The 25080-nt window shown below is 52.8% G+C and carries 23 protein-coding genes; 15 read left to right on the top strand and 8 right to left on the bottom strand.

The window, feature by feature from the left end:
* Positions 1-23: 23 nt before the first annotated feature.
* The 6 genes from iolD (at position 24) to AB8B75_RS03200 (ending at position 7507) form a co-directional block, all read left to right on the top strand.
* On the top strand, positions 24-1889 hold the full coding sequence (gene iolD, locus AB8B75_RS03225) for a 3D-(3,5/4)-trihydroxycyclohexane-1,2-dione acylhydrolase (decyclizing) (RefSeq protein ID WP_405359781.1): 1866 nt from the start codon (positions 24-26) through the stop codon (positions 1887-1889).
* Complete coding sequence (locus tag AB8B75_RS03220) at positions 1889-2866, top strand: PfkB family carbohydrate kinase (RefSeq protein ID WP_405359779.1); 978 nt, start codon at positions 1889-1891, stop codon at positions 2864-2866. The genes iolD and AB8B75_RS03220 overlap by 1 nt, the downstream gene beginning before the upstream one ends.
* 11 nt (positions 2867-2877) lie before the next feature.
* Positions 2878-3717, top strand: coding sequence for a 5-deoxy-glucuronate isomerase (locus AB8B75_RS03215; RefSeq protein WP_405359778.1), 840 nt, complete (start codon positions 2878-2880; stop codon positions 3715-3717).
* A complete protein-coding gene (locus AB8B75_RS03210) occupies positions 3714-4544 on the top strand; it encodes a class II fructose-bisphosphate aldolase (protein WP_405359776.1) in 831 nt (276 codons plus the stop codon). The genes AB8B75_RS03215 and AB8B75_RS03210 overlap by 4 nt, the downstream gene beginning before the upstream one ends.
* Before the next feature lies 1 nt (position 4545).
* Positions 4546-5532, top strand: a complete 987-nt coding sequence (gene iolG / locus AB8B75_RS03205; protein WP_405359775.1) for an inositol 2-dehydrogenase — start codon at positions 4546-4548, stop codon at positions 5530-5532.
* 415 nt (positions 5533-5947) lie between these two features.
* Positions 5948-7507, top strand: coding sequence for a phosphate ABC transporter substrate-binding/OmpA family protein (locus AB8B75_RS03200; RefSeq protein ID WP_405359774.1), 1560 nt, complete (start codon positions 5948-5950; stop codon positions 7505-7507).
* A gap of 2 nt (positions 7508-7509) precedes the next feature.
* Here the strand turns inward: AB8B75_RS03200 and radC are convergent, their stop codons facing one another.
* From radC to dnaK, 3 genes are all read right to left on the bottom strand, one after another.
* Complete coding sequence (gene radC, locus AB8B75_RS03195; protein ID WP_405360179.1) at positions 7510-8271, bottom strand: DNA repair protein RadC; 762 nt, start codon at positions 8269-8271, stop codon at positions 7510-7512.
* Between the two features lie 127 nt (positions 8272-8398).
* Positions 8399-9547 carry a molecular chaperone DnaJ gene (dnaJ, locus tag AB8B75_RS03190; RefSeq protein ID WP_405359773.1) on the bottom strand — a complete coding sequence of 383 codons (1149 nt, stop codon included), beginning with the start codon at positions 9545-9547 and terminating at the stop codon, positions 8399-8401.
* 76 nt (positions 9548-9623) lie between these two features.
* Positions 9624-11534 (bottom strand): molecular chaperone DnaK, encoded by a 1911-nt coding sequence (dnaK, locus tag AB8B75_RS03185; protein ID WP_405359771.1) that lies wholly within the window; start codon positions 11532-11534, stop codon positions 9624-9626.
* Positions 11535-11746: 212 nt separating this feature from the next.
* Between dnaK and AB8B75_RS03180 the strand changes: the two genes are divergently transcribed.
* Both AB8B75_RS03180 and AB8B75_RS03175 read left to right on the top strand, forming a co-directional pair.
* The gene (locus tag AB8B75_RS03180) at positions 11747-12358 is read left to right on the top strand and encodes an alpha-ketoglutarate-dependent dioxygenase AlkB family protein (RefSeq protein ID WP_405359769.1); all 612 of its coding nucleotides are present in this window, start codon (positions 11747-11749) and stop codon (positions 12356-12358) included.
* A 233-nt stretch (positions 12359-12591) separates the two neighbouring features.
* Entirely contained in the window at positions 12592-13644 is a 1053-nt protein-coding gene (locus tag AB8B75_RS03175) for a Hint domain-containing protein (RefSeq protein WP_405359767.1), read from the top strand.
* 129 nt (positions 13645-13773) lie between these two features.
* Here AB8B75_RS03175 and AB8B75_RS03170 read toward each other — a convergent pair whose 3' ends face one another.
* Positions 13774-14598 carry an ABC transporter permease gene (locus AB8B75_RS03170; RefSeq protein WP_405359766.1) on the bottom strand — a complete coding sequence of 275 codons (825 nt, stop codon included), beginning with the start codon at positions 14596-14598 and terminating at the stop codon, positions 13774-13776.
* A 118-nt stretch (positions 14599-14716) separates the two neighbouring features.
* On the opposite strand from AB8B75_RS03170, the gene cysQ reads away from it, so the two are divergent.
* The 7 genes from cysQ to AB8B75_RS03135 all read left to right on the top strand — a co-directional run bounded on the left by cysQ (position 14717) and on the right by AB8B75_RS03135 (position 22473).
* The gene (cysQ, locus tag AB8B75_RS03165) at positions 14717-15514 is read left to right on the top strand and encodes a 3'(2'),5'-bisphosphate nucleotidase CysQ (RefSeq protein WP_405359765.1); all 798 of its coding nucleotides are present in this window, start codon (positions 14717-14719) and stop codon (positions 15512-15514) included.
* Entirely contained in the window at positions 15514-16314 is an 801-nt protein-coding gene (locus tag AB8B75_RS03160) for a manno-octulosonate cytidylyltransferase (protein WP_405359764.1), read from the top strand. Before cysQ ends, AB8B75_RS03160 begins: the two co-directional genes overlap by 1 nt.
* Positions 16315-16568: 254 nt before the next feature.
* Positions 16569-17462, top strand: a complete 894-nt coding sequence (galU, locus tag AB8B75_RS03155) for a UTP--glucose-1-phosphate uridylyltransferase GalU (protein WP_405359762.1) — start codon at positions 16569-16571, stop codon at positions 17460-17462.
* 17 nt (positions 17463-17479) lie between these two features.
* Positions 17480-18463, top strand: coding sequence for a UDP-glucose 4-epimerase GalE (gene galE, locus AB8B75_RS03150; protein WP_405359761.1), 984 nt, complete (start codon positions 17480-17482; stop codon positions 18461-18463).
* 89 nt (positions 18464-18552) lie between these two features.
* On the top strand, positions 18553-19530 hold the full coding sequence (locus AB8B75_RS03145; protein WP_405360178.1) for a glycosyltransferase family 2 protein: 978 nt from the start codon (positions 18553-18555) through the stop codon (positions 19528-19530).
* Between the two features lie 193 nt (positions 19531-19723).
* On the top strand, positions 19724-20710 hold the full coding sequence (locus AB8B75_RS03140; RefSeq protein ID WP_405360176.1) for a glycosyltransferase family 2 protein: 987 nt from the start codon (positions 19724-19726) through the stop codon (positions 20708-20710).
* Positions 20707-22473 carry a beta-1,6-N-acetylglucosaminyltransferase gene (locus AB8B75_RS03135; RefSeq protein ID WP_405359760.1) on the top strand — a complete coding sequence of 589 codons (1767 nt, stop codon included), beginning with the start codon at positions 20707-20709 and terminating at the stop codon, positions 22471-22473. The genes AB8B75_RS03140 and AB8B75_RS03135 overlap by 4 nt, the downstream gene beginning before the upstream one ends.
* Before the next feature lie 28 nt (positions 22474-22501).
* Here AB8B75_RS03135 and AB8B75_RS03130 read toward each other — a convergent pair whose 3' ends face one another.
* The 4 genes from AB8B75_RS03130 to AB8B75_RS03115 all read right to left on the bottom strand — a co-directional run bounded on the left by AB8B75_RS03130 (position 22502) and on the right by AB8B75_RS03115 (position 25077).
* Complete coding sequence (locus tag AB8B75_RS03130) at positions 22502-22966, bottom strand: PTS sugar transporter subunit IIA (RefSeq protein WP_405359758.1); 465 nt, start codon at positions 22964-22966, stop codon at positions 22502-22504.
* A gap of 43 nt (positions 22967-23009) precedes the next feature.
* Positions 23010-23576 carry a ribosome hibernation-promoting factor, HPF/YfiA family gene (hpf, locus tag AB8B75_RS03125; RefSeq protein ID WP_405359756.1) on the bottom strand — a complete coding sequence of 189 codons (567 nt, stop codon included), beginning with the start codon at positions 23574-23576 and terminating at the stop codon, positions 23010-23012.
* Between the two features lie 251 nt (positions 23577-23827).
* Positions 23828-24586: an LPS export ABC transporter ATP-binding protein gene (lptB, locus tag AB8B75_RS03120; protein WP_405359754.1), complete on the bottom strand. Its 759-nt coding sequence runs from the start codon at positions 24584-24586 to the stop codon at positions 23828-23830.
* Positions 24586-25077, bottom strand: a complete 492-nt coding sequence (locus AB8B75_RS03115; RefSeq protein ID WP_405359752.1) for an LptA/OstA family protein — start codon at positions 25075-25077, stop codon at positions 24586-24588. Before AB8B75_RS03115 ends, lptB begins: the two co-directional genes overlap by 1 nt.
* Between the last annotated feature and the right edge of the window lie 3 nt (positions 25078-25080).

Here is a 25080-nt window from a genome sequence, read left to right as displayed (position 1 = left end):
TTTGCCGCGATCGGGGAGGAACCATGAAAATTCAATCGGTGCGCCTGACGACGACGCAGGCGATAATTCGCTATCTGGAAAACCAGTATATCAACATTGCTGGTCGAGGGCTTCGGGTCTGCGGTGGCGGCTTGGGCATCTTTGGTCATGGCAATGTCACATGCCTGGGCGAGGCTCTTTACGGTGCGCGCGGCACCTTGCCGCTATACCGTGGCCAAAACGAGCAGGGCATGGGTTTTGCGGCCGCCGGATACGCCAAACAATGGTTGCGCCAACGGTTTATGTTTTGCACTGCGTCGGCAGGTCCTGGCACTGCAAACCTACTGACGTCAGCGGCACTGGCCCATGCCAACCGTCTGCCGGTTCTGATGCTTTGTGGGGACACATTTTCTACACGTTTGCCGGATCCTGTCTTGCAACAGCTCGAACACTTCGGTGATCCGACATTTGGCTTGAATGACGCATTCAAAACGGTGTCGCGCTATTGGGATCGGATCACCCATCCGGCGCAAATCATTCAGTCCCTGCCTGCAGCGCTTGCGACCATGCTGGACCCTGCAGATTGTGGCCCCGCGTTTATTGCCTTGCCGCAAGATGTTCAGGGGTGGACTTATGACTACCGGGTCGAGATGTTCGAGAAAAAAGTGCATCGTATTCGGCGTGTGACACCAGATGCGGCAGAAATCGCAGATGCGGTTGCCGCCCTCAAGGCAGCGCAGCGCCCGATGATCATCGCCGGTGGCGGAGTGCAATATTCTCGCGCTGTTGACGAATTGACGACTCTTGCCGAAACGCACAATATACCTGTTGTCGAGACCATTGCCGGACGAGCCAATTTGGTTGCGACACATGCCTTGAACATTGGTCCCGTGGGTGTCACCGGATCGAATAGCGCCAACACGATTGCTGAACAGGCGGATGTGATTTTGTCGGTCGGCTGTCGCCTGCAGGATTTCACGACCGGATCTTGGACAGCTTTTGCCAAGGATGCGCAGATAATCAGTCTCAACGCAGCCCGTCACGATGCAGGCAAACATCGGTCATTGCCAGTGGTGGGTGATGCAAAACTAGGCCTTGAGGCCCTGAGCGTGTCGCTGGCAGGTTATGCCGCACCTGACGAATGGACGACAAAGGCCAAAGCCGAACGTACCAAGTGGGATGCCTATGTTGCCAAGAATGTATCGGTTGGAAACAGACCGAACTCCTACGCGCAGGCCATTGGAGTGGTCAATGATCTTTGTGACCCACGCGATCGCGTGGTTGCAGCAGCGGGCGGGCTGCCAGCAGAAGTAACGGCCAATTGGAGGACGCTTGAGACCGGTACAGTGGACGTTGAATTCGGGTTCTCCTGCATGGGCTATGAAATTGCCGGCGCCTGGGGCGCACGTATTGCGCAAATGCAGCGTGAACCAGAGCAAGACACGATCGTGTTTTGTGGAGATGGGTCCTATTTGTTGATGAACTCGGACATCTATTCCTCGGTTCTGACAGATAAGAAGTTGATCATTCTGGTTCTGGATAACGGAGGTTTTGCGGTCATCAACAAGTTGCAGAACAACACCGGGAACGAAAGCTTCAACAACCTGATAGCGGATACGCCAACAGCGAGCACTCAAGTCAGCGTTGATTTCGCAGCACATGCAGCCGCTATGGGAGCGCATGCGGAAACGGTTGCCAACCCTACAGAACTTGGTGAAGCATTCAAGCGTGCCAAGGCTGCTACGGGAACATGCGTTATTGTCATGAACGTTGACGCCTATGACGGCTGGACAACCGAAGGGCACACCTGGTGGGAGGTCGGAACACCGCATGTAACCGAAAGCGAGCGCGTGCGTGATGCCCATGCAGAGTGGGAAAGCAGCCGCATCAAACAGCGACGCGGTGTGTAATGACTGACTTATATGCAGGAATAGAGCAAAACAACTTCGTTGTCGTTGGGCGAGCAGGTATCGACTTTTTTACTGACGCAGGGGTCGCCGCAGAAGATGCCGACCGGGTGACTGTGGGGCTTGGTGGATCATCCGCCAACATTGCCGCAGGGATCTGCAAACTGGGCGGCCAGGCGGCACTTGTTACTCGTGTATCAGATGACAGCGTGGGCAGCTATTGCGTAGGGCAGTTGAAACGCTACGGGGTGGCCACCGATTACGTGACACCGGTTGGCGGGGAGTATCGCAATTCGCTGGCGTTTTATGAAAGCCGGGTCGAAGGCCATCGCAATGTGATCTATCGCAACGGTGCGGCAGATTTTCAGATGACTGATGACGATGTCGCAGCGGTTGACTACAGCCGCTTTGGCGCGCTGATCACTGCAGGCACTGTATTTGCTGCAGAACCGTCACGATCCGCCACATTCAAAGCATTTGAGTTGGCCAAGGCGGCAGGACTGCCAATTATTTTTGACGTCGATTACCGACCCTATTCCTGGCCTTCCACAGCAGTCGCGCAAGAGGTTCTGTCGAAGGCTGCTGCACAATCTGACATGATTGTGGGCAACGACGAAGAATTCGGTTTCATCGCAGGTGGGTTTGATAAAGGGCTGGCCAAGGCGCGCGCGCTGAGCGCCACCGTTCCGTTGATTGTCTACAAAATGGGTGAGAAGGGTGCGTTGACGTTTTCCGATGGTGCGGAGATCGCGACGGGGATTTACCCGGTTGAGGCGTTGAAACCGACTGGGGCCGGCGACAGTTTCATGGCGGGTGTCATGACGTCATTGGCGGATGGGCATAATCTGAAAACATCTCTGTTGCGCGGGTCCGCTTGCGCGTCGATCACCGTATCGCGACCCGGCTGCGCACCTGCCATGGCAGATCGCGCAACACTTGAAGAATTTTTGAGCGCTCATCCGGGCCCAACTGCTGCTTAAAGGAGCCTGCCATGCATATCGCCCCGTACAACAATGAAAACAAACCCATCGTGGATGTTGAAGATTCAACAGTTCCACTGAACTATTTCAATATCGTCAAACTCGATGTTGGACAGGCATTCGAATATCAAGTGCCAGGGTTTGAAACCTGCGTCGTGCCCGCGACCGGAACCGTAGACGTGGAAGTCGAGGGGTTTGCCGCGTCAGATCTGGGCGGACGCGGTGAAGATGTCTGGGACGGCGAACCGGAAGGTGTCTATGTCCCCTCAGGTGCCAAGGCCACCATCATTGCCAAGAACACCTGCGAAGTTTTTGTTGCTGGCGCCAAATACGACGAAGTGCTTGACCCATTTGCCGTGCGTGCGGATGAGCTTGATTTGGTGCAATACGGATCGGACGACACCAATACACACCGCAAGATCAAACACATTCTCGGGCAAAAGCATCATGACAAGGTGGGGCGCTTGCTTGTCTCCGAACTCTTTACAGTGGGGCAGGGCGGTTGGTCCGGTTTTCCCAGCCATAAACACGACACCGACCGTTTGCCGGACGAGACGCGCCATGACGAGACCTATAATTTTAGGTTTCGACCCAATCATGGTTCCGGCGTGCAGATGTTACAACGCGAAGACGGGAAATCCGGCGATGCCTATCACATCGTAGACGGCTCTACGATCTGCCTGGACAAAGGGTATCACCCCTGTGCTGTGCTGCCCGGCTATGAGATGTACTATTTTACCATTCTAGCAGGACTCTCCCAGAGGTCGCTGGTGCAATATTTCCAACCCAGCCATGCCTATCAGATCGAAACCATCCCAGGCATCAAGGATATGATTGCGAAATTCAAATGAGTCTGGTGACGCTTGCGCAGGTTTTGCAACCTGCATTGAAGCAGGGCCATGCCGTTGCGGGTGTGGTGACGCTTGGATGGGAAGATATGCGCGCTTTTGTGGCGGCGGCTGAAGCCGAGGAGTGTCCTGTTATCCTGCAGGCCGGGCCGGGATGTCGCGAACACACACCGCTATCGGTATTAGGTAAAATGTTTCGCCATCTGGCTGAAAACGCCAGCGTGCCGGTGGTCGCACACTTGGATCACGGGTACACATTTGAAGATTGCCAGGAGGCGTTGGATGCCGGATTTTCCTCGCTGATGTTCGATGGCTCCCGCAAGCCGCTTGCTGAAAACATTGATGAAACATCGCGCGTCGTTGAACTTGCTAAGTCCGCAGGCATCTCCTGTGAAGGCGAGATTGGTTTTGTAGGCTATGATGGTGGCGAACAATCACTAGGCACGGACCCTGAAGAAGCTGCGATTTTTGCCAAAGAGACCGGCGTGGACGCGATGGCCATTTCGGTCGGCAATGTTCACTTGCAACAAGACAAAACAGGCGGGTTGGATGAAGTAAGGATCGCAGAAATCCAAGAGCGCACCGATGTACCTTTGGTGATCCATGGCGGGTCCGGCGTACCAAGCGCACAGCGTTCCAAACTCGCGCGCGAGACCCATGTTTGCAAATTCAACATCGGGACGGAATTGCGGATGGCATTTGGTGCGGCGATGCGCACTGCAGTGAATGCAGATCCTAATCGATTTGACCGGGTTCAAATTCTCAAAGACACCCATGATCCTGTTGTTGACGTGACCCGCAGGGTGCTGCGTGGTCTAAAGGGAGCATAAGATGGTAAGAATTGGTTTGCTCGGGTGCGGTCGGATTGGGCAGGTCCATGCTCGCGCTATCAAGGATATCCCTGATGCGACGGTTGTTGCGGTTGCCGATGCGATCAACGCAGCTGCATCGGACTTGGCGGCGCGCACTGGCGCCGAAGTGCGCGATAGCCAAGCTGTTTTGGAAAGTGCAGACATCGATGCTGTTGTCATCGGCACGCCAACGACGACCCACTACGATATCATTCATCAAGCCGCTCGTGCGGGTAAGGCCATTTTTTGCGAAAAGCCGGTCGATCTGTCGTCGGACCGCATCCGCGATTGCATAACGGTTGTCGAGGAAAATGGCGTTGCGTTTTTCACTGCCTTTAACAGGCGCTTTGATCCCAACTTTGCCAATATGCAAACCCGTATTGTCGCCGGGGAGATAGGGCAAGTGGAACTTGTGACCATCCTGTCACGGGATCCAAGCCCGCCGCCGATTGGCTATATCAAATCATCAGGCGGCCTGTTTCGAGACATGATGATCCACGATCTGGATATGGCCCGCTTCCTGATGGGCGAAGAGCCCGTGTCCATTTACGCCACCGGATCTGCACTGGTTGACCCTGAAATAGCCGCAGCGGGTGATGTTGATACGGCAGCCGTGACATTGACAACGGCACGTGGCGCAATTTGCCAGATCTCGAACTCCCGTCGCGCAACTTACGGGTACGATCAGCGAATCGAAGTGCACGGGTCGGCGGGCATGCTGCGGGCTCAAAACATGCTGGAAAACACTGTCGAAGTTGCAACGGCTGCTGGTTTCACCACGGCACCCGCACAGAACTTTTTTCTGGAACGCTACGAGCGGGCCTATGCCGCCGAAATGGTGGCTTTTGTATCAGCGGTGCACACTGGCACTTCGCCAAGACCGGATATTCACGATGGGTTGAAAGCCCAACTTTTGGCGGATGCGGCAACCCTCAGTTTTGAAAGTGGTAGATCGATCACGCTTTGAACCGTCTACAGCTTTGCCGTTCTTTAAAAATTTTGGAACTCGCACCGCGGGCTTCGATCCGTATTTTCACGTAGGCGTAATCTTCCACGAGGACACAGCATGTTTTGACGTTTCGTTCGTGTCACAAACGGCCAGCGTTTAAGCGGCACTACGAACGTTTTGCGTTGAAGGCTTGAGACTATAATGCACTGATCCAAGCAGCCCGCGTGATTTTAATCATTTTGTCATTTCTTTTGTGATTGGTCGGGAATGGATGTGAATGCTCTTTCTTCTGTGAATTATTCTGACTTAACTCAAACCTTGTCTTTTCATGTGGTAGAGCCGGAGCGTATCGTCAGTATTGTTGTTCTGTATCGAAAAAGGTGTTCTCAGACTTGAAAATCGCAAAAAAACAACTCTGCGATGGGACGCAAAAATGCTCGTGAAACGTGCAGGCCTGTATGTCGCACTTTTTCTATTTCTGACTGTTCAAGCTGCCATGGCTCAGGATGTGACACTCACATCGCGAGACGGCCGCGTGGAATTGAACGGAACCTTGCTTGGGTTTGATGGTGAATTCTACCGGATTGAAACACTTTACGGAGAGTTGACAGTGGATGGGTCGGGCGTTCTTTGCGATGGCCCTGGGTGCCCGAACCTCGATGACTATGTAGCTGAACTCAGCATATCAGGGTCGGCGACAATGGGCGCAGTTCTTATGCCAGCGCTGATCGAAGGATTTGCATTGCGCAACGACTATATCCCGACCCGCCAAGTCGAGGACAAAACCCATTTTTCCTATACCCTGACTGATGCACAGACAAAGAAACGCGCCGCTGTTTTTCGGTTTCGGGTGACAAACACGAATGAAGGGTTCGCTGATTTGTTGGCCAATGAAGCCGATATGGTAATGGCACTGCGAGAGATCCGACCTGATGAACAGCTGCGCGCGGAAGAGGCTGGCATGGGTGATCTGACTGGCGAAAATCGCAGCCGTGTTTTGGCGCTTGACGCGGTTGTGCCAATCGTTGCTCCAAATAACCCCGTTCGTGATATTTCCCCGGTGGATTTGGCGCAGGCCTATGCGGGGAAAATTACGAATTGGTCTGATCTAGGCGGGCCCGACGCGCCGATTACACTTCATGGACCCGCATTGGGCACCGGGTTGGGTCAGGCCATCGAAGATGAGGTGATTGCGCCAATGGGATTGCAATTGTCTCCCAACATTGTGCGACATGACCGTGGTGTTGAACTGGCAATGGCGGTGACCTCTGATGCATTCGCCTTGGGTGTTGCTAGTTTTGCGGAGATTGGAAATGCGGAGGCGCTGACCCTGACTGGGCCGTGCGGTCGCGCCCTGCGAGCCACCCGTCGGTCCATTAAAACTGAGGATTACCCGCTCACAGCTCCCATGTTTGTTTACTTGCCCGCGCGCAGATTGCCCAAAATTGCGCGTGAATTTCTGGCGTTTACGCGGGGACCTACGGCACAAATTGTCATCCGACGCGCTGGTTTCGTTGATCAAGCACCTGAAGAAATTCCCGTTGATGAACAAGGAAACCGACTGGCGAACGCCATCGCAGCGGCAGGTCCTGAAGTCAGTTTGAACGAATTGCAACGCATGACGGCAACGCTGGCGCCGATGACCCGTCTTACAACGTCCTTTCGCTTTGAGGCTGGTTCTGTCCGATTGGATGCACAATCTCGTTCCAACGTACAGCAGGTGGCCCGTGCCCTTGAGCAGGGCCGCTACGATGCTCGGCGTCTCTTGTTTGTCGGCTTTAGCGACGGTGATGGGCCTGCAGAGATCAACAAGGGAATCGCATTGCAGCGTGCCGACGCCGTGCGGCGCGCGATCGTGGAAGCTGCAGAAACTGCTGATCTCGACCAGCTTGCCCTTGATATAGATGCTTTTGGAGAAGCGATGCCTATGGCGTGTGACGGTAGCGCTTGGGGCCGCCAGGCAAACCGTCGCGTCGAGGTTTGGGTGCGTTGACCCTAGAGAAGGCCTTCGTCGCGAAAACTCAATTCGCATGATTTTCCAATGATCAAATGATCATGTAAAGTGAGACCCAAAGCGTGGCATGCATTGTTGATCTGGCGGGTCATTTCGATGTCGGCTTCGGAGGGTGCCGGATCGCCCGATGGATGATTGTGAACTAAAATCAATGCACTGGCATTGAGCTCCAGAGCTCGCTTAGCCACTTCGCGAGGATAAACCGGAACATGATCCACGGTGCCCCTGGCCTGCTCTTCATCCACAATCACCACATTTTTGCGATCCAGAAAAATCACGCGGAACTGTTCGGTTTCCCTATGCGCCATGGTTGTATGGCAATAGTCCAAGAGCGCATCCCAATTGCTCAAAACATCTTGCTTGATCACGCGGGAACGGACCATACGGTGCGCAGAAGCTTCAACTATTTTTAGCTCAGTGATGACAGCTTCTCCGACCCCGGAGATGTCACGCAAACGTTCCGCTGGCGCGGTCACTACGCGGTTAAAGTCCCCAAAGCGATCCATCAACACATGGGCGAGTGGTTTGACATCTTGCCGCGGGATGGCGCGAAACAGAACCAGTTCAAGCATTTCGTAGTCTGGCAATGCGTCGGCTCCCCCTTCCATGAAGCGGGTTCGCAAGCGTTTCCGGTGATCGACAATATAGGAAGGCGTTTTGCTGCCTGTGATGGGGACAGGGCGCGCTTCATCCAACAAGAGCGGCAATGAAGATTCGGTACATGAATTGGTGCTGTGTGTCATGACCACAAGGTGTCGGATCATGGTTTCTGATTGATTAACAAAAAAGGCTGGGAATGAAACCCAGCCTATTCAAAATACTCTTGTTGAGGAAGTGCGATATCGTCCTCAAAAGCAACGCGCCAGCGTGTCACCCTTTCATCGAGTCCCAGAAACTTTTCACGTTTGAGAAAAAGCTCGATGTTTCGGGATTGTTGTTCTCGGACAAGTCCTCGAATTCGGCGAGCAATTCTTTTTGGCGTGCGGTCAAGTTTACCGGAGTTTCAACAGCCAGCTCAATAAACATGTCGCCCTCTCCAGCTCCACGCAGGGCAGGCATTCCCTTGCCGCGCAAGCGCATTTGTCGGCCGGATTGACTTCCCGCAGGTATCTGAACGCGGCCTCGGCCACCATCGATTGTGGGCACTTCGATGGACCCACCCAAAGCGGCCTTGGCCATCGAAACCGGCACGCGACAAAACAGGCTTCCCGCGTCTCGTTGGAACAATTCATGCTCGGCAACATCGATGAAAATGTACAGATCGCCCGACGGACCACCGCGCATGCCGGCTTCACCCTCTCCGGACAGCCTGATCCGTGTACCGGTTTCAACGCCTGCAGGAATGTTGACACTCAGGGCACGGTCTCTTTCAACTCTGCCAGCACCCTGACAGGATTTGCATGGGTTTTTTATGATCTGACCCAAGCCGGAACAGGTCGGGCATGTCCGTTCAACAGTGAAAAAACCTTGTTGAGCGCGCACTTTTCCCATTCCGGAGCATGTGGGGCAGGAAGTTGGTTCCGCGCCGCCTTCAGCCCCAGAGCCCTTGCAGCCATCGCAGCTGACGGACGTTGGTACGTTGATGGTTTTTTGCAGACCGGAGTAGGCCTCTTCGAGAGTGACGCGCAAATTGTAGCGCAAATCCGAGCCCCGCGCCGCGCGACGTCCGCCGCCTCCACGCTGCTGACCGCCCATGAAATCGCCAAAAAGGTCGTCAAAAACATCAGAAAATGCTGACCCGAAATCGCCTTGACCACCACCTGGACGTGCGCCACCGCCGCCGCCCATGCCACCTTCAAACGCAGCATGGCCATATCGGTCATAGGCGGCTTTTTTGTCGGCATCTTTCAGGATTTCGTAGGCTTCATTGGCCTCTTTGAATTGCGCCTCGGCGTTTGGATTGTCTGCGTTTCGATCCGGGTGTAGTTCTTTCGCCTTGGTGCGATAGCCTTTTTTGATCTCATCAGCAGTGGCGCCTTTGGCAACCCCAAGCACGTCGTAGTAATCACGTTTTGCCATTCAAATAGTCCCTAACTGGAACGTGAGAGGCCGACCCGGAGGTCGGCCATGTCAGATGTTCCGGGTTAACCGCAAGTTACGCGCGCTTGTCGTCGTCGAGATCTTCGAACTCAGCATCTACGATGTCATCATCGCCATCACGGGGCTCGTCTGCCGCATGGGGGCCGTCTTCGCCTTCTTCTTGTGCGGCCCTGTAAATAGCTTCGCCCAGTTTCATGGCCGCCTCGGTCACGTTCTGAATACCGGATTTGATTTTGTCCGCATTCTCTGTTTCCAGTTCGTCCTTGAGCGCAGCAATGGCCAGTTCGATGGCTTCCACTGTGGTCGGATCCACCTTGTCAGAATGCTCTTCGACCGACTTTTCTGTCGAATGGATCAGCGATTCTGCCTGGTTTTTCGCCTCGATCAGCTCACGGCGTTCTTTATCCGCTTCTGCATTCTCTTCGGCGTCCTTGACCATTTTTTCGATGTTGTCATCAGACAAGCCGGCAGAGGCCTGTATCGTGATCTTTTGCTCTTTCATCGTGCCCTTGTCGAGCGCGCCCACGGAGACGATGCCGTTGGCGTCAATGTCAAAAGTCACCTCGATCTGAGGCATACCGCGCGGTGCAGGTGGGATGTCTTCAAGGTTGAATGCACCAAGGATCTTGTTGTCCGAGGCCATTTCACGCTCACCTTGGAACACGCGGATGGTCACTGCATTCTGGTTATCTTCTGCAGTCGAGAAGATTTGCGACTTCTTGGTCGGGATTGTGGTGTTGCGGTCGATCAGGCGCGTGAAAACGCCACCAAGCGTCTCGATACCAAGGGACAATGGTGTAACGTCCAGCAGAACCACGTCTTTGACGTCGCCTTGCAGAACACCCGCCTGGATGGCTGCACCCATGGCAACAACCTCATCCGGGTTGACCCCTTTATGTGGCTCTTTTCCAAAGAATTTGGTGACTTCTTCAGCAACCTTTGGCATCCGTGTCATACCGCCGACGAGGACAACCTCATCGATGTCTGATGGCGAAAGCCCCGCATCTTTCAGCGCTGCCGCACAGGGTTTCATCGATGCTTTGATCAGATCATTTACAAGGCTCTCCAGTTTGGAGCGGGTCAGTTTCATCACCATGTGCAATGGCTGACCATTTGCACCCATGGAGATGAACGGCTGGTTGATTTCTGTCTGGCTGGCACTCGAGAGTTCGATCTTGGCCTTTTCAGCAGCTTCCTTCAGGCGCTGCAAAGCCATTTTGTCCTGTGTCAGGTCCACTGAATGCTCTTTTTTGAACTGATCAGCCAGGTAATTGACGATACGCATGTCAAAGTCTTCACCGCCCAGGAAGGTATCCCCATTGGTGGACTTCACTTCAAAAAGGCCATCGTCGATTTCCAGAATGGTCACATCGAACGTTCCACCACCCAAGTCATAGACAGCGATGGTCTGTGTGTTTTCCTTGTCCAGCCCGTATGCCAGTGCAGCTGCCGTTGGCTCGTTGATGATCCGCAGAACTTCCAAACCGGCAATTTTACCGGCATCTTTTGTCGCCTGACGTTGAGCGTCATTAAAATAGGCGGGTACGGTAATCACCGCCTGTGTTACGTCTTCGCCCAGATAGCTCTCGGCGGTCTCTTTCATTTTCCCCAAAATAAATGCGGAAATTTGCGAAGGAGAGTACTTCTCATCCCTTGCCTCAACCCATGCGTCGCCATTACCGCCATCGATGACGTTGAACGGCATGTTCTTTTTGTCCTTGGCAAGATCAGCGTCGTCAAACCGGCGGCCAATCAGACGCTTTACGCCAAAAATGGTATTTTCCGGGTTGGTGACGGCTTGCCGCTTAGCAGGTTGGCCCACGAGACGCTCATCATCCGTAAAGGCAACAATGGACGGGGTTGTCCTTGCGCCTTCCGAGTTTTCAATAACGCGGGGTTGGCTGCCGTCCATGATTGAAATGCAGCTGTTGGTTGTTCCTAGGTCGATGCCGATGACTTTTGCCATAATTTTGATCCCTCTTTTTCTCAAGGCGATGACGCGGAGCTGCTGGCCCTTTATGGCGCCATCGCCCCGATCTCAATTCACACGAAACGGGTCGCTTCGTGCTGTTCGAGGGGTATATAAGGAGGGGTCACCTGCGCTGCAAGCTCTTCAGGGTGCCTCGCATGGGATTCTTACGGCAAATTCTGCGCAATTGTGACTTTCAGAGAGGAAACATGGCTCGACTTACGGTTTCTGGCTTTGAGATATACAAGTCATATCTTGCAATAGATCGGCAAATCGGCCTTCGGGATGCATTGCGCGATGTGGCGCAGGCGGCACCGTTCATTTCGCCAGTTACGCCGCAGGGGAAAACCATGTCCGTGCGCATGACCGCCGCAGGGCGATTTGGTTGGATCACCGATCGGCAAGGCTACCGTTATTCTGAAATGCACCGGTCCGGAATGTCCTGGCCTAGCATCCCAGAGCTGGTGTTGGATATTTGGCATGACGTGACCGGGCTTTCCCTGCCGCCAGAATGCTGTTTGATCAACTACTATGGCGAAGGCGCTCGAATGGGACTGCATCAGGACAAAGATGAAACCAGTTTCGACTGGCCTGTCGTCTCGATTTCGCTGGGGGATGATGGTTTGTTCCGAATGGGTAACCGTGAACGTCGCGGCAAAACGCAATCCATCTGGTTGCAATCAGGCGACGTTGTCGTGATGGCAGGGGCGGCCCGATTGTCCTATCATGGGGTAGACCGTATCCGTTTTGGTTCTAGTACGTTGTTGCCCAAAGGTGGGCGGATCAACGTGACCTTACGCGTTGTGACGGGCGTCGGTTGATTTTCTGGATAAGCTGGAACAACAAATTTTGGTAGCCATTGAAGTTTGTTTCGCTCGCTGCAGCCACGGTTTTTCGGTGACAACCTGGCCGGTTTCTCGCTGGGCATTCCCGGGATGTTGATTGACAAACCGTGCCGTTTACAGGAAATTCAAGACGTCGTTCTTGAGTGTGGTTTTAATCGTTTTTCAGGCATTCTGATGTAACCAGTCCGCTAAATAAGATTGGAGATCAGATGGCTGATATCGATGGTGACGGCAGCGACAACACGATAAATGGCACGACTGGTTCCGACAATATAGAAGGTAAAGGCGGCCAAGACACGCTCGATGGTAATGGTGGCAGTGACATCGTTTCCGGTGGTGATGGGGATGACAACGTTGACGGTGGTGCCGGTAATGACATCGTTTTCGGCGGTGATGGCAACGATGTTATTACCGGGGGTTCCGGGGATGATATCATCGTTGGAGGACGAGGCGACGATACGATGTCTGCGGGCAACGGGTCGACCACGGATACATTCGTCATTCGGGACGGCGACGGTCACGACACGATAACCGACTTTGATGCGTTTGAACCAGATATCATCAGGTTCGATATGGCAGAAATCTCCACATTTCAGGATGTCATGGATCGGGTCACAGTCGATGGATCTGATACCGTTATTACCTACGACAACGGTTATACCACTCGACTTGTCAACACCGATCCGAACGACCTGAGTTCTACTAATTTTGAAACGGGGTCAGGTCCGGTTTGTTTGGGCAAAGGAACTTACATTGACACACCGACTGGCCCGCGCTTGATCGAAACCCTTAAGCCAGGCGAATTGGTCACAACGCTGGATCATGGGCCGCAACCTATTGTGCAAGTGATTGCGGAGACGATGCACTTTCGCGGCGAAAATGATAGGCGAAAGCCGATTCTGGTTGGTAAAGGCGCATTGGGTCAGGGAAAACCCGTTTTCGACATCGTGGCATCCCCGCAGCATCGTTTTGTCTTAGCCAGTCCCACAACAAACAAAAGCCATTTGGTCGCGGCTGTGAAGTTGACACAGAGGAAAGGCATTCGCCGTATGAAGGGTCGAAAACAAGCGGACTACTTCAATCTGCTGATGGATAAGCATGAAATCATATTTGCCAACGGATGCGCTGTTGAAACGCTTTTGATCACGCCGAATACTGAGCTAAAGTTGGGAAACTTGAATGTCACTTTTGACCTGCAGCAGTCTGGCATGCAAAGTGCGCGGCCGATTACGCAGGAAGACCCGTTTTACGAAGAGCACTAACACTGTTCAAAAAACGAGACTTAACTCAATTTTGCGTAGTACGACTACATCGTTGGACACGGAGTATCGCCGTACTTCTGGCGCCTGAATGGTAGTGTTCCAGTGCCCGCGCTGAGTTTCGCCAAAGTGCTACCTTCGCGCACTCCAGCTTAGCGAGGCGTGACGTCGGGTGTAGAATTCGCCCATCAATCCGACCATGATCAGAACAACGCCCACCCAAAAGGAATAGTGCCAGTCCGTATACCGGGGATTGTAGTTGATGAACACGAATCCGCGCACCTGGTCGATGGCATGAAAAAGAGGGTTCCAGTCAAACATCGCAAGCATGAAGCCAGGCAGGCTATTGGCGACAAACATTTTCCCGGATGCGACCATATTTGCCCGCTGGTAGACCGTGCTGAAGATAGTAACCAGTTGCGGGTACCAGGGCTTGAGTGACAGAAGGAGCAGCCCCAATGCGGCACCTGTAAACCAGGCCAAAAGCAGCATACCAAAGGCGGCCGCGGGTTCTTCGATAACAACTGGCGTAAAGATGACATGGTAGCCAAACAACATGAACATCAAAGACAAAACCTGGATGTAGAGCGTGCCCGCAGCAGCAGATACAATCGCAATAATTGTATTCATGGGGGCATGCTGCATCATCGGACTGGCAGGCCCTTCGGACCCAAGGACCGCGCTCATCGTTTTAGTGTGTGTCATGAACAGGAAGACCCCTGTCATGATGTACAGTAGAAAATCACCCCGAATGGCCGATCCCTTCAAGCCAAGAAGCGAGAACATGACGTAGAACGCAGTTACGAAGATCACTGTTTGTAACAGATTGATTCCAATGGCCACAAAAGCGTTGCTGTGTCCCTTGCGAACCGATCGCACAACCGAGTGATAGATCAGCTCCAATATCGTGAGAGCCGATACAAAGTTATTTTCGTTTCTCTTTATTGCCTGAAACATACCCATTGCGCCTTTTGTTGTTAGCCACTTTCGCACGCAAATCTTGCTGTTCCGTTAGAGCGGGCGCATAAGGGGCCTCGATTTGATCGTCATCAACGGAAAAATTGGGAAATTTTGGATGGATTACACGAAGTTGGTAGAGGTGATGCGCAAGCTTTCATTGGAAGCCGGTGCACGCATCATGGAAATCTATGAAGCAGATGATTTCGACGTGAAGCTAAAATCCGACGAAAGCCCGGTGACAGCAGCGGACGAAGCTGCAGATGCCCTGATTTCCGCAGGTCTTCGCGCGGCGTTTCCCGATGTCATGCTGGTGACTGAAGAACAATCCGCCACCCACACCACGCAAGGAAAGACCTTTCTCATCGTGGATCCGCTTGATGGTACCAAGGAATTCATCCATCGACGCGGTGATTTCACCGTCAATATCGCACTGGTCGAAGATGGGGTGCCGACGCGTGGTGTCGTTTTCGCCCCTGCGAAGGGTCGGATGTTTTACACGGATGCCTCTGGTCAGTCGGTTGAGGAAACGGGTGACCTTTCTCCCGATCGTGTGGGCGCGTTGAAACCCATTTCCGTCTCCGACGCGGATAACGACGCACTTATGGTGGTCGCCTCAAAATCTCACCGGGATCAGGCGACGGATGACTACATTTCCAAGTACAGTGTCAAGGATTCGAAAAGCGCAGGGTCGTCTCTCAAATTCTGCCTTGTGGCCACGGGAGAAGCGGATCTTTATCCGCGCGTTGGGCGCACTATGGAGTGGGACACGGCTGCGGGACATGCTGTGCTGGCTGGCGCCGGGGGGGCCGTGGTACGGTTTGATGACCTAACGCCATTGCAATATGGTAAGGCAGATTATGCCAATCCGTTCTTTATCGCCTACGCGCCGACTGTTTCGCTCAAAGAAGCCTAATGTCGGTTCTCATCGCAATTCCAGCGCGCTATGCATCGAGCAGATATCCCGGAAAGCCGCTTGTGAAGTTGCGTGGCGCATCCGGCAAATCCCTCAGTTTGATTGAACGTAGTTGGCGTGCTGCCAAAGAGGTTGGTGGGGTGGACCGTGTTGTGGTCGCAACAGACGACGACCGGATCAAAGCCGCTTCTGAGGCTTTTGGCGCGGAGGTTGTGATGACCTCTCCAGATTGCACTAACGGCACGGAGCGTTGTGCCGAGGCGTTCGCGGCTCTCGGCGGCGGTTATGATATTGTCGTCAACCTGCAAGGGGATGCCCCGCTTACGCCTCATTGGTTTATTGAAGACTTGATTTCCGGGTTGCGCGATGCGCCAGACACGGAAATTGCGACTCCTGTTCTGCGCTGCGATGGCGTGACATTGAATGGCTTTCTCAAGGACCGCAAAGAGGGCCGTGTCGGCGGAACTACTGCTGTTTTTGCACAAAACCGGAAGGCCATGTATTTCTCCAAAGAAGTCATTCCCTTTACAACCCGTGCCTATGGTGACGCTGAAGAAACACCCGTATTCCACCACGTTGGTGTTTATGCCTATCGGCCAGATGCTTTATCCGCCTACCCTTCTTGGCCAGTTGGGCCCTTGGAGCAGCAGGAGGGGCTCGAACAATTACGGTTTATGGAAAACGGCCGGTCTGTTTTATGTGTCGAGGTTGCTTCGAAGGGCCGGCAGTTCTGGGAGTTGAACAATCCCGAAGATGTACCAAAAATAGAAGGTATGATGGCCGACATGGGGTTGGATTGATTTGGCCAATGATACGTCGGCCACTCTTGACCCATCAATTCTTCACAAAGTAACCTCGCTTCCGTAGGTTTTTGTACGTATTCGCGGTATGCGGGAATATTAGGCGAGACCCTGCTAAAAAACTCAATTTTATCGATTTGACCGGAAAAACTACTTTATTTGACAGAGTAGTCGTGTTTTTGACGTAATGCTTAGGTACGTCAGGTTGTATCAGGTTGTAAGCGAGTTGTTAACTAAGTGAATAAGGATCCAAAATGAAACGTGAAGTGACGAAAGCAATATTTCCTGTTGCGGGAATGGGTACGAGATTTCTTCCAGCTACCAAGTCTGTTCCAAAAGAAATCATGACGTTGGTTGACCGTCCCTTGATCCAATATGCGATCGACGAAGCCCGAGCGGCGGGCATCAAGGAATTTATTTTTGTCACATCACGCGGCAAAGGCGCGTTGGAGGATTACTTCGACCATGCACCACAGCTGGAGCAGGAACTACGCCGAAAAGGCAAAAGCGAGCTGCTTGAAACGCTCCAAAGTACAAATATGGACAGCGGCGCTATTGCGTACATACGTCAGCACAAAGCCTTGGGTCTGGGGCATGCTGTGTGGTGCGCCCGCCGTCTGATCGCGGACGAGCCTTTTGCAGTTATTCTGCCAGACGATGTGATCGCCGCTGAAAAACCGTGCCTTCAGCAGATGGTTGAAGCCTATGCGGAAACAGGCGGCAATATGGTCGCGGCAATGGAAGTTGCACCTGACAAAGCGTCTTCGTACGGCGTGTTGGATGTGTCCGACGACATGGGCTCAATGGTTAAAGTAAGGGGTATGGTTGAAAAACCAAAAGCTGAAGAAGCACCATCCAATCTTGCTGTGATCGGTCGTTATATCTTGTCGCCTAGTGTTCTTTCTAGCTTGAGCAGTATGGAAGCAGGCGCAGGCGGAGAAATTCAACTGACTGACGCAATCGCTTCGGAGATTGGCTCAGAAAATGGCGTCTACGGCTATCGGTTCCGGGGCCAGCGGTTCGATTGTGGCTCCAAATCCGGCTTCCTTCAGGCAACAGTAGCATTTGGCTTGCAGCGCGAAGAGTTGCGCGACGACCTGTCGGACTATTTGCATGATATTGTCAACATGGGCAAAGCTGCGGAATAAGTCGAGAAGGGCAATCGTTGAACACTGTATTGGTCACAGGTGGGGCGGGCTATATCGGCTCGCACGCCTGCAAAGCGTTGAAAGCCACCGGGTATACACCCGTTACTTACGACAATCTTGTGACAGGGTGGGAAGACGCCGTCAAATTCGGCCCTTTTGAATGTGGCGATTTGTTGGATCGCGCGCGACTTGATGCGGTTTTCCAAAAGCACAATCCAATTGCCGTGATGCACTTTGCCGCGCTCAGTCAGGTCGGCGAGAGCATGCAGGATCCTGGAAGCTACTGGCGCAACAACGTTGCCGGATCGCTGACACTGATCGAGGCGGCGGTGGCCGCGCGTTGTACAAAATTTGTCTTTTCCTCAACCTGCGCGACCTATGGCGACCAGGATAATGTCGTGCTGAACGAAGATAGCGCACAGCATCCGATAAACGCATACGGGGCATCCAAACGGGCGATTGAAGACATTCTCAAAGACTTTGAAGCCGCCTTCGGTCTGCGTCATGTGATATTTCGCTATTTCAATGTGGCAGGCGCCGATCCCGATGGTGAGGTTGGCGAATTTCATCGTCCAGAAACACATTTGATCCCAGTTTTGCTGGACGCCATCGACGGAAAACGCGATGCATTGACGATCCATGGAACTGACTACGCAACACCCGATGGAACCTGTATTCGGGACTACGTGCATGTCTGCGATCTGGTGGACGCGCATGTCCTGGGGTTGAAATGGCTGCAGGAAGACAAAGGCAGCCGCATTTTCAATCTGGGGACGGGTAGCGGATTTTCCGTGCGCGAGGTTATGGATCATTCTCGCACCGTTACAAATCGTGACGTTCCCCATCGAGAAGGGCCACGTCGGCCTGGGGATTGTACAAAACTGGTGTCTGGTTCGGTGCGAGCGGAGCAGGAACTTGGGTGGCGTCCTGAACGGTCGACGCTGAAGCATATGATCACTGATGCTTGGCGCTGGCATCAAAACGGGCATTATGACAGTTAGGCAACTGGAGCTTTGCACAATTCATAGGTCTCGGCTTGAAAGCAAAACTGTCATTACCTTCGATCCTCTGGACCAAATACAAGCTTAGGGTGCGACGTAAGCGGCTTCTGTGGCGGGCTTTTCGAAGTCGGCACAGCCTTGAGACTGTCCAAAACAATACCAGAGAAATAACTGCAAACGATATTTTGTTATTTTCGGCAGTGCGCAACGAGGCGGTTCGACTGCCATTTTTTCTAGATCACTATCGGGCCATGGGCGTGCAGCATTTTTTATTTGTCGACAACGGGAGCGATGATGGCACGCGGGAACTTTTGCTTGGGCAAAAGGACGTATCGCTTTGGTCCACGAATGCAGGATACAAAGCAGCCCGCTTTGGGATGGATTGGGTGACTTGGTTGCTGATGCGTTATGGCCACGGGCATTGGACAATAACTGCCGATGCAGATGAACTGTTAGTTTATCCCGACCATGACACGCGATTGTTGCCTGAATTGACCACTTGGTTGGAAGACCAAGGGATGGAGGCGATGGGCGTCATGCTATTGGATCTGTATCCCAAAGGTCCGCTTGACAGCCACTTTTACCAACCGGGGCAAAACCCTTGTGAAGTTTTGCAGTGGTTCGATGCTACCGGGTATTGGTCGGAGAGACGCGGACAACACAACACTGTATCGATCTTGGGCGGTGCGCGGTCACGCATGTTTTTTGGCGAAGCGCCCCATCAGTCACCTGTTCTGAGCAAGGTGCCTTTGGTGAAATGGCGTCGTTCTTACGCATATTTCAGTTCCACTCATGTGGTCTTGCCGGTGCAGGTAAATCAGTGCCTGGACGACCCGAGATCGGATCGACCAGACGGTGTTTTCCTGCATACAAAAATGCTCCCTTCGGTTGTCTCCCGTGCGGTAGAGGACAAGGCCAGGGGTCAGGGGTATACAAAGGTGCCACTGCATGACGCGTATTATGAGGCGTTGGCCAAAGCACCGGATTTGTGGACAACTGGCTCTACACCTTACCAAGGCTGGCAACAGCTCGTTGATCTTAAACTGATGTTTCGCGGTAACTGGTAAGTGAATTGTCGGCAAATTAGATGAAATTTCCCAAAAAAAGCACTGATTGCCACCAGAGCAACACATTCTAAAGAAGTAGCAAATAACTCTCTCGCGTATAGTCCACCGCGGTTTTCTAGGGGCCATCCCGGGTTTCGCGGCAAGAGAGGCTAACAAGAAGGGCAGAAGCTTGGGTGTTCTGGGTTCATACCGGATGCGTTTGGCGCGTAAGCGCTTGCGTGCGCGTTCCCGATGGAAAAGTCTGGAATTGCGCGCCGTGGTCGATCGAACGTCACAGATCCGAGATAATGATATTCTATTGTTCTCTACCCAGAGAAACGAACAGATTCGTTTGCCTTACTTCCTGAAATACTACCGTGACATGGGCGTGAGTCACTTTTGCATCGTCGACAATGACAGTACTGACGGAACGGCTGATTACCTGAAGTCCCAAAGTGATGTTTCGGTTTGGCACACGCAAGGCAGCTACAAATCTTCGCGTTACGGCGTGGATTGGTTGAATTACCTGCAAGGAAAATACGCTGACGGGCACTGGTGCGTCGTTGCTGACCCCGATGAGTTCCTTGTCTATCCGTTTTGCGATACCCGACCTCTGCGTGCTTTGACAGACTGGCTTGATACTTGTTCGATCCGGGCGTTCTCCGCGATGCTTTTGGATATGTATCCGAAAGGCCGTATTGAAGACGAACCCTACCAGTCCGGGGAAAACCCGATCGACACAGCCTGTTGGTTTGACAGCGGGAATTATACGATTTCGCGCAATAGTCGCTACGGAAACTTGTGGATTCAAGGCGGCCCTCGCGCGCGGATGTTTTTTGCCAACGAGCCAGAACTGGCGCCAGCGTTGAATAAAATCCCACTGGTAAAATGGGACAAACGCTACGCCTATGTCTCGTCGACCCACATGCTACTGCCTCGAGGATTGAACCGCGTTTATGACAGCTTGGGCGGAGAAAAAGCGTCTGGCGTTCTATTGCATGCCAAGTTCATCGATACCTTTGCCGACAAGGCCGCGGAAGAGATCCATCGTCGACAGCATTTCGCAGCGTCGGGCGAGTATAAGGCCTATGCCAGAAACTTGCCTGACCATCCGGAACTTTGGTGCAAGTGGTCCGAAAAGTACATCAACTGGCGGCAGCTTGAAATTCTGGGTCTTATGTCTAAGGGAAATTGGGCGTGAGCCTCGGTATTGTCATGCTGGTGCATGCTGCATTGGAGCGGGCAGAGCAGGTGGCTCGGCATTGGGCAACAGCGAAGTGCCCGGTCGTGATCCATGTCGACAAACAGGTGACGCATAGAGCTTACGATGCATTTGCCAAAAAGCTCTCTGATCTACCAAATGTCACCTTTTCCAAGAGATACCTCTGTGACTGGGGGTCTTTTGGGATTGTTGCGGCAACGCAGTCCGCGTCAGAGCTTATGTTGGCTGAATTTCCGCAGGTACAGCATGTGTATCTGGCATCCGGTTCCTGCCTGCCTTTGCGTCCGGTTCGGGAATTGATCACTTACTTGTCGGATCGCCCCCAAACCGATTTCATTGAAAGTGCCACAACCGCCGATGTCCCCTGGACCGTGGGTGGTCTTGACGCCGAGAGGTTCACTCTTCACTTTCCATTTTCGTGGAAACGGCAGCGTTTTCTGTTCGACAGGTATGTGGCTTTGCAGCGTTTTTTACGCTTACGACGCAAGGTGCCCGACGGGCTTGTGCCGCATATGGGCTCGCAGTGGTGGTGTCTGACACGGCAAACACTGTCCGCCATTTTACAAGATTCCGCGCGCCAGCAGCACGACAGTTTCTTTCGCCGGGTTTGGATTCCGGATGAAAGCTATTTCCAAACCCTTGCGCGCCGGCATGCGACCGACCTTGAGAGCCGGTCACTAACCTTGTCAAAATTTGATCATTATGGGAAACCCCATCTTTTTTATGACGATCACCTTCAGTTGTTGCGTCGTTCACGTTGTTTTGTTGCGCGAAAAATATGGCCACATGCAAATGGACTATATGATGCTTTCTTGACGGAAGCGTCAGCTACCGAGCAGACTGCAGAACCTGACCCTACCAAAATAGACCGTATTTTTTCGAAGGCTGTAGACCGTCGAAGCCGTGGCCGACCCGGGCTCTACATGCAAAGCCGGTTTCCGCGCAACGATCATGCCAGCGGCACAACAGCCGCACCTTACTCGATTCTGCAAGGATTCAGCGAGCTGTTTGACAATTTTGAACCTTGGTTGGCGCGCGCGACCGGTGCACGGATTCACGGACATCTATTTGCTCCTGAAAAGGCTTTTTTTGCCGCAGATCAAACGGTTATTGATGGTGCGTTGAGCGACAGTGCTAAATTGCGAGACTACAATCCGCAGGCCTACTTGACGAATTTGATTTGGAATACACGTGGAGAGCGGCAGTGTTTTCAATTTGGACCAAGCGACAAACAGCAAATCAACTGGATTGTGGCCAATGACGCCAATGCACACATCTCCATTATCACTGGCGCATGGGCAGTGGCGTTGTTTCGATCAAACGAAGACTTCGCGACGGTGCGTAAAATGGCGGCGCAGCTTCAAAAGACCGAAAGCAAACAATTGGAGGTTTTGCGCTCCACCTGGGTCAAGGCGCGGGTGCGAGTTTGGACATTGGCGGAATTCAATGAGACGCCTATGGAGTTGCTCCAGCCCATACTGGCAGAAATGGGTGCGACGGCACCGCATCGGCTACCTGGATTGCCTCGGATGACGGATTTGACCGGGTTCTCCAAATTTCTCCAAAATCTCAAGAATCAGGGCATGCACCCATATCTGGCAGGCGATTTTCCGATCGAAACGGGCTGGCACGAACAGAAACGCCAAAAATCTCGAAAACCCTATGTCGTGCGCAAAACCAACAATATGCGAAAAGCAAGTTCATCACACTTGCGCGGTTTTACTAGATCAAATTTGAATTAGACTACTGAATTTTGGAAAGGTTGCGCTACTAGGCAGCCTGTTCGGATTCAGCAGATGTCAGAATGGTATGCAGTGTTGCCGGGTTTGGGTTGGCCCGCAATTTCGTGCAAATGCTGGCGTCTCTGAGTGTGCGCGACACCATTGCCAAGGCTTTCAGATGCTCGACGCCCGCATCTTCTGGCGCGAAAAGAGCGAATGCAATGTCAACGGGCTGTCGATCCACGGATTCGAAATCGATGGGTTTGTCCAAAAGAACGAAAGCCCCAACAACTTCATCCAGCCCTTCTAGACGTGCATGTGGGAGGGCAACACCGTGGCCCACCCCTGTTGGTCCCAAAGTTTCACGTGCCAGCAAAGCTTCCAGCACGCGGCTTGTTTTCAGCCCATAGGCATGTTCTGCTAAATCGCCCAAATCCTGCATCAGCCGCTTTTTACTCGTGGCGGAAGTCAAAACCTTCACTGCCTCCGGCTTGAGAAGTCTGTTAAAGTCCATTCTGCTCGCATTTCAATGGAGGCATTTTCGCCCCGCAGGAGTTCTACTCAGGATCAATCCAGCCAATGTTTCCGTCGTCACGACGATAAACGACATTCAAGCCCTCTTTGCCTTCGTTTCTAAATACCAGAACCGGCGCGCCGGCGAGTTCCATCTGCATAACCGCCTCTCCGACTGACAGTAACGGAATCTTGGTTTCCATTTCAGCGACGATGATCGGCTGCAGAGTCTCTGGCTCCTGTAACTCTGAGTCGTTTTCTGATGCGAGGATATATGAGGACGCGCCGTAGATTTCAACCGGTTCGACCCGATCTTTGTGATGATCCTTCAACCTGCGTTTGTAGCGTCTGAGTTGCTTTTCCATCTTTGCGTTGCAAGCATCAAAGGCAGCGTAGATTTCGGTCTGATGTGCCTTGGCTTGTGCAGTGAGGCCGGTTGACAGATGTACAGTCGCTTCGCAAACGAATTCATGTGCCGATCTTGAAAACACTACCACGGCTTCAGTAGGGCGTTCGGCGTATTTCTTGACCGCTTCACCCAGTTCTTCTTTCACATGGATTTGCAGTGCTTCGCCGATGTCAATCTGTTTGCCGCTGATCTGATACCGCATAGTCTCTCCTTTATTAAAGTGAATTCTGAACTCTTTCCAAGGCGCATAAACGCCGGGAGGGTCAAGTAGAATATCACGGGAAATGGCGTTCCATTTTTGTTGTGATCGAACGGCCCTGCGAATAAGGCCGCAACATTTTTAGACAGGAACTGGTACATGCCATACGAGCATTGAGCCCGATTTCAGAACCCAGAGTCAAACAAAAGAGCACTCTTTTGTTGGAAAAAATGGTTAACGAAAAGTAACCAAGGTTAAGAAATCTTGAAGTTTTCGCCAAGATAAACTCGGCGTACGTTTTCGTTTTGTACAACTTCATCCGGTGTTCCTGACATCAACACCCGGCCTTCGTGCAAGATATAAGCCCGATCTACAATCTCCAAAGTTTCTCGAACGTTATGATCCGTGATTAGCACACCAATGCCGCGCTTTTTGAGATCTGCAACAAGATGACGGATGTCGCCGACCGAGATCGGATCGACCCCGGCGAAGGGTTCGTCCAGCAGTAGGTATTTTGGTTTTGCTGCCAGGCATCGGGCAATTTCCACACGTCGCCGTTCCCCACCTGACAGTGCTAGCGCAGGTGCCCGGCGCAGATGTTCTATGGAAAATTCGCTAAGTAGTTCTTCGAGCCGTTCGCGACGCTTGTGATGGTCCGCTTCAGTAATATCGAGGATGGCGCTTATGTTATCTTGTACAGAAAGGCCTCTAAAAATACTCATTTCCTGCGGCAAATACCCAATTCCCAAACGCGCCCGCCGGTACATTGGCAGATTGGTTACATCCTGACCATCGATCACAACACTGCCCCCTTCCGGCGTGACCAATCCGGCTACCGCGTAGAATGTGGTGGTTTTGCCCGAACCGTTTGGTCCAAGAAGAGCCACAACTTCGCCTCGTTCGAGATACATCGAAAAGTCTCGGATGACGGTTTTTTTGCGGTATGATTTGCGCAGATGCTCGACGTAAAGCCCTGCAGATCCTTTCTCCACGGTTAAAGTTGGGCGCGCCATCACTCGTTGCCAGTTTGGAGAATTGTCTTCACAGAACCAGTCATCTGCGCCGTGCCGCTGTCCAGTTGCACGGTCATTTGATCAGCAGTCAGCGCAGAAGGTCCTTGTGTAAGCAGAACGTTGCCGCGCATCACAATAGTACCGTCGTCGATATTGTAGTCTGCACTTTCCGATTCGGCTGCATCTGGCCCCGAAACCAAAACGACGTCACCCGTTGCCTCCAGGCGCTCGATGCCTTGGGTGTTCTCTCGGTAAACCACCAGCAGACGTTTAGAAGACAGGCGCATCTCGCCCTGAGCGGCGACGACATTGCCGGTGAAAACTGCCGTTCCGGTTGCCTGATCCACGGCCAGGTTTTCCGCCGTCACTTCGACGGGTAGCGTTGTGTCCTGTTGCAATGCACCAAAGGCAACCTGCGTTCCCTGCGCTTCTGACGTTGTTGCAGCGACCGCGAGAAAGAGGGGGAAAATCAAAATATTTAACAGCTTCACAGA

It is taken from the genome of Roseobacter sp. (genome assembly GCF_045106495.1).
Taxonomy (GTDB): domain Bacteria; phylum Pseudomonadota; class Alphaproteobacteria; order Rhodobacterales; family Rhodobacteraceae; genus Roseobacter.
The sequence above is the reverse complement of the archived record's forward strand: the minus strand, read 5'-3'. Positions and strand labels throughout refer to the sequence as shown.

What these genes read in the sequence shown, in the direction of transcription:
- iolD (WP_405359781.1), top strand. Translation starts at nt 24, where the DNA reads ATGAAAATTCAATCGGTGCGCCTGACGACGACGCAGGCGATAATTCGC.
- AB8B75_RS03220 (WP_405359779.1), top strand. Translation starts at nt 1,889, where the DNA reads ATGACTGACTTATATGCAGGAATAGAGCAAAACAACTTCGTTGTCGTT.
- AB8B75_RS03215 (WP_405359778.1), top strand. Translation starts at nt 2,878, where the DNA reads ATGCATATCGCCCCGTACAACAATGAAAACAAACCCATCGTGGATGTT.
- AB8B75_RS03210 (WP_405359776.1), top strand. Translation starts at nt 3,714, where the DNA reads ATGAGTCTGGTGACGCTTGCGCAGGTTTTGCAACCTGCATTGAAGCAG.
- iolG (WP_405359775.1), top strand. Translation starts at nt 4,546, where the DNA reads ATGGTAAGAATTGGTTTGCTCGGGTGCGGTCGGATTGGGCAGGTCCAT.
- AB8B75_RS03200 (WP_405359774.1), top strand. Translation starts at nt 5,948, where the DNA reads ATGCTCGTGAAACGTGCAGGCCTGTATGTCGCACTTTTTCTATTTCTG.
- radC (WP_405360179.1), bottom strand. Translation starts at nt 8,271, where the DNA reads ATGACACACAGCACCAATTCATGTACCGAATCTTCATTGCCGCTCTTG.
- dnaJ (WP_405359773.1), bottom strand. Translation starts at nt 9,547, where the DNA reads ATGGCAAAACGTGATTACTACGACGTGCTTGGGGTTGCCAAAGGCGCC.
- dnaK (WP_405359771.1), bottom strand. Translation starts at nt 11,534, where the DNA reads ATGGCAAAAGTCATCGGCATCGACCTAGGAACAACCAACAGCTGCATT.
- AB8B75_RS03180 (WP_405359769.1), top strand. Translation starts at nt 11,747, where the DNA reads ATGGCTCGACTTACGGTTTCTGGCTTTGAGATATACAAGTCATATCTT.
- AB8B75_RS03175 (WP_405359767.1), top strand. Translation starts at nt 12,592, where the DNA reads ATGGCTGATATCGATGGTGACGGCAGCGACAACACGATAAATGGCACG.
- AB8B75_RS03170 (WP_405359766.1), bottom strand. Translation starts at nt 14,598, where the DNA reads ATGTTTCAGGCAATAAAGAGAAACGAAAATAACTTTGTATCGGCTCTC.
- cysQ (WP_405359765.1), top strand. Translation starts at nt 14,717, where the DNA reads ATGGATTACACGAAGTTGGTAGAGGTGATGCGCAAGCTTTCATTGGAA.
- AB8B75_RS03160 (WP_405359764.1), top strand. Translation starts at nt 15,514, where the DNA reads ATGTCGGTTCTCATCGCAATTCCAGCGCGCTATGCATCGAGCAGATAT.
- galU (WP_405359762.1), top strand. Translation starts at nt 16,569, where the DNA reads ATGAAACGTGAAGTGACGAAAGCAATATTTCCTGTTGCGGGAATGGGT.
- AB8B75_RS03140 (WP_405360176.1), top strand. Translation starts at nt 19,724, where the DNA reads ATGCGTTTGGCGCGTAAGCGCTTGCGTGCGCGTTCCCGATGGAAAAGT.
- AB8B75_RS03130 (WP_405359758.1), bottom strand. Translation starts at nt 22,966, where the DNA reads ATGGACTTTAACAGACTTCTCAAGCCGGAGGCAGTGAAGGTTTTGACT.
- hpf (WP_405359756.1), bottom strand. Translation starts at nt 23,576, where the DNA reads ATGCGGTATCAGATCAGCGGCAAACAGATTGACATCGGCGAAGCACTG.
- lptB (WP_405359754.1), bottom strand. Translation starts at nt 24,586, where the DNA reads ATGGCGCGCCCAACTTTAACCGTGGAGAAAGGATCTGCAGGGCTTTAC.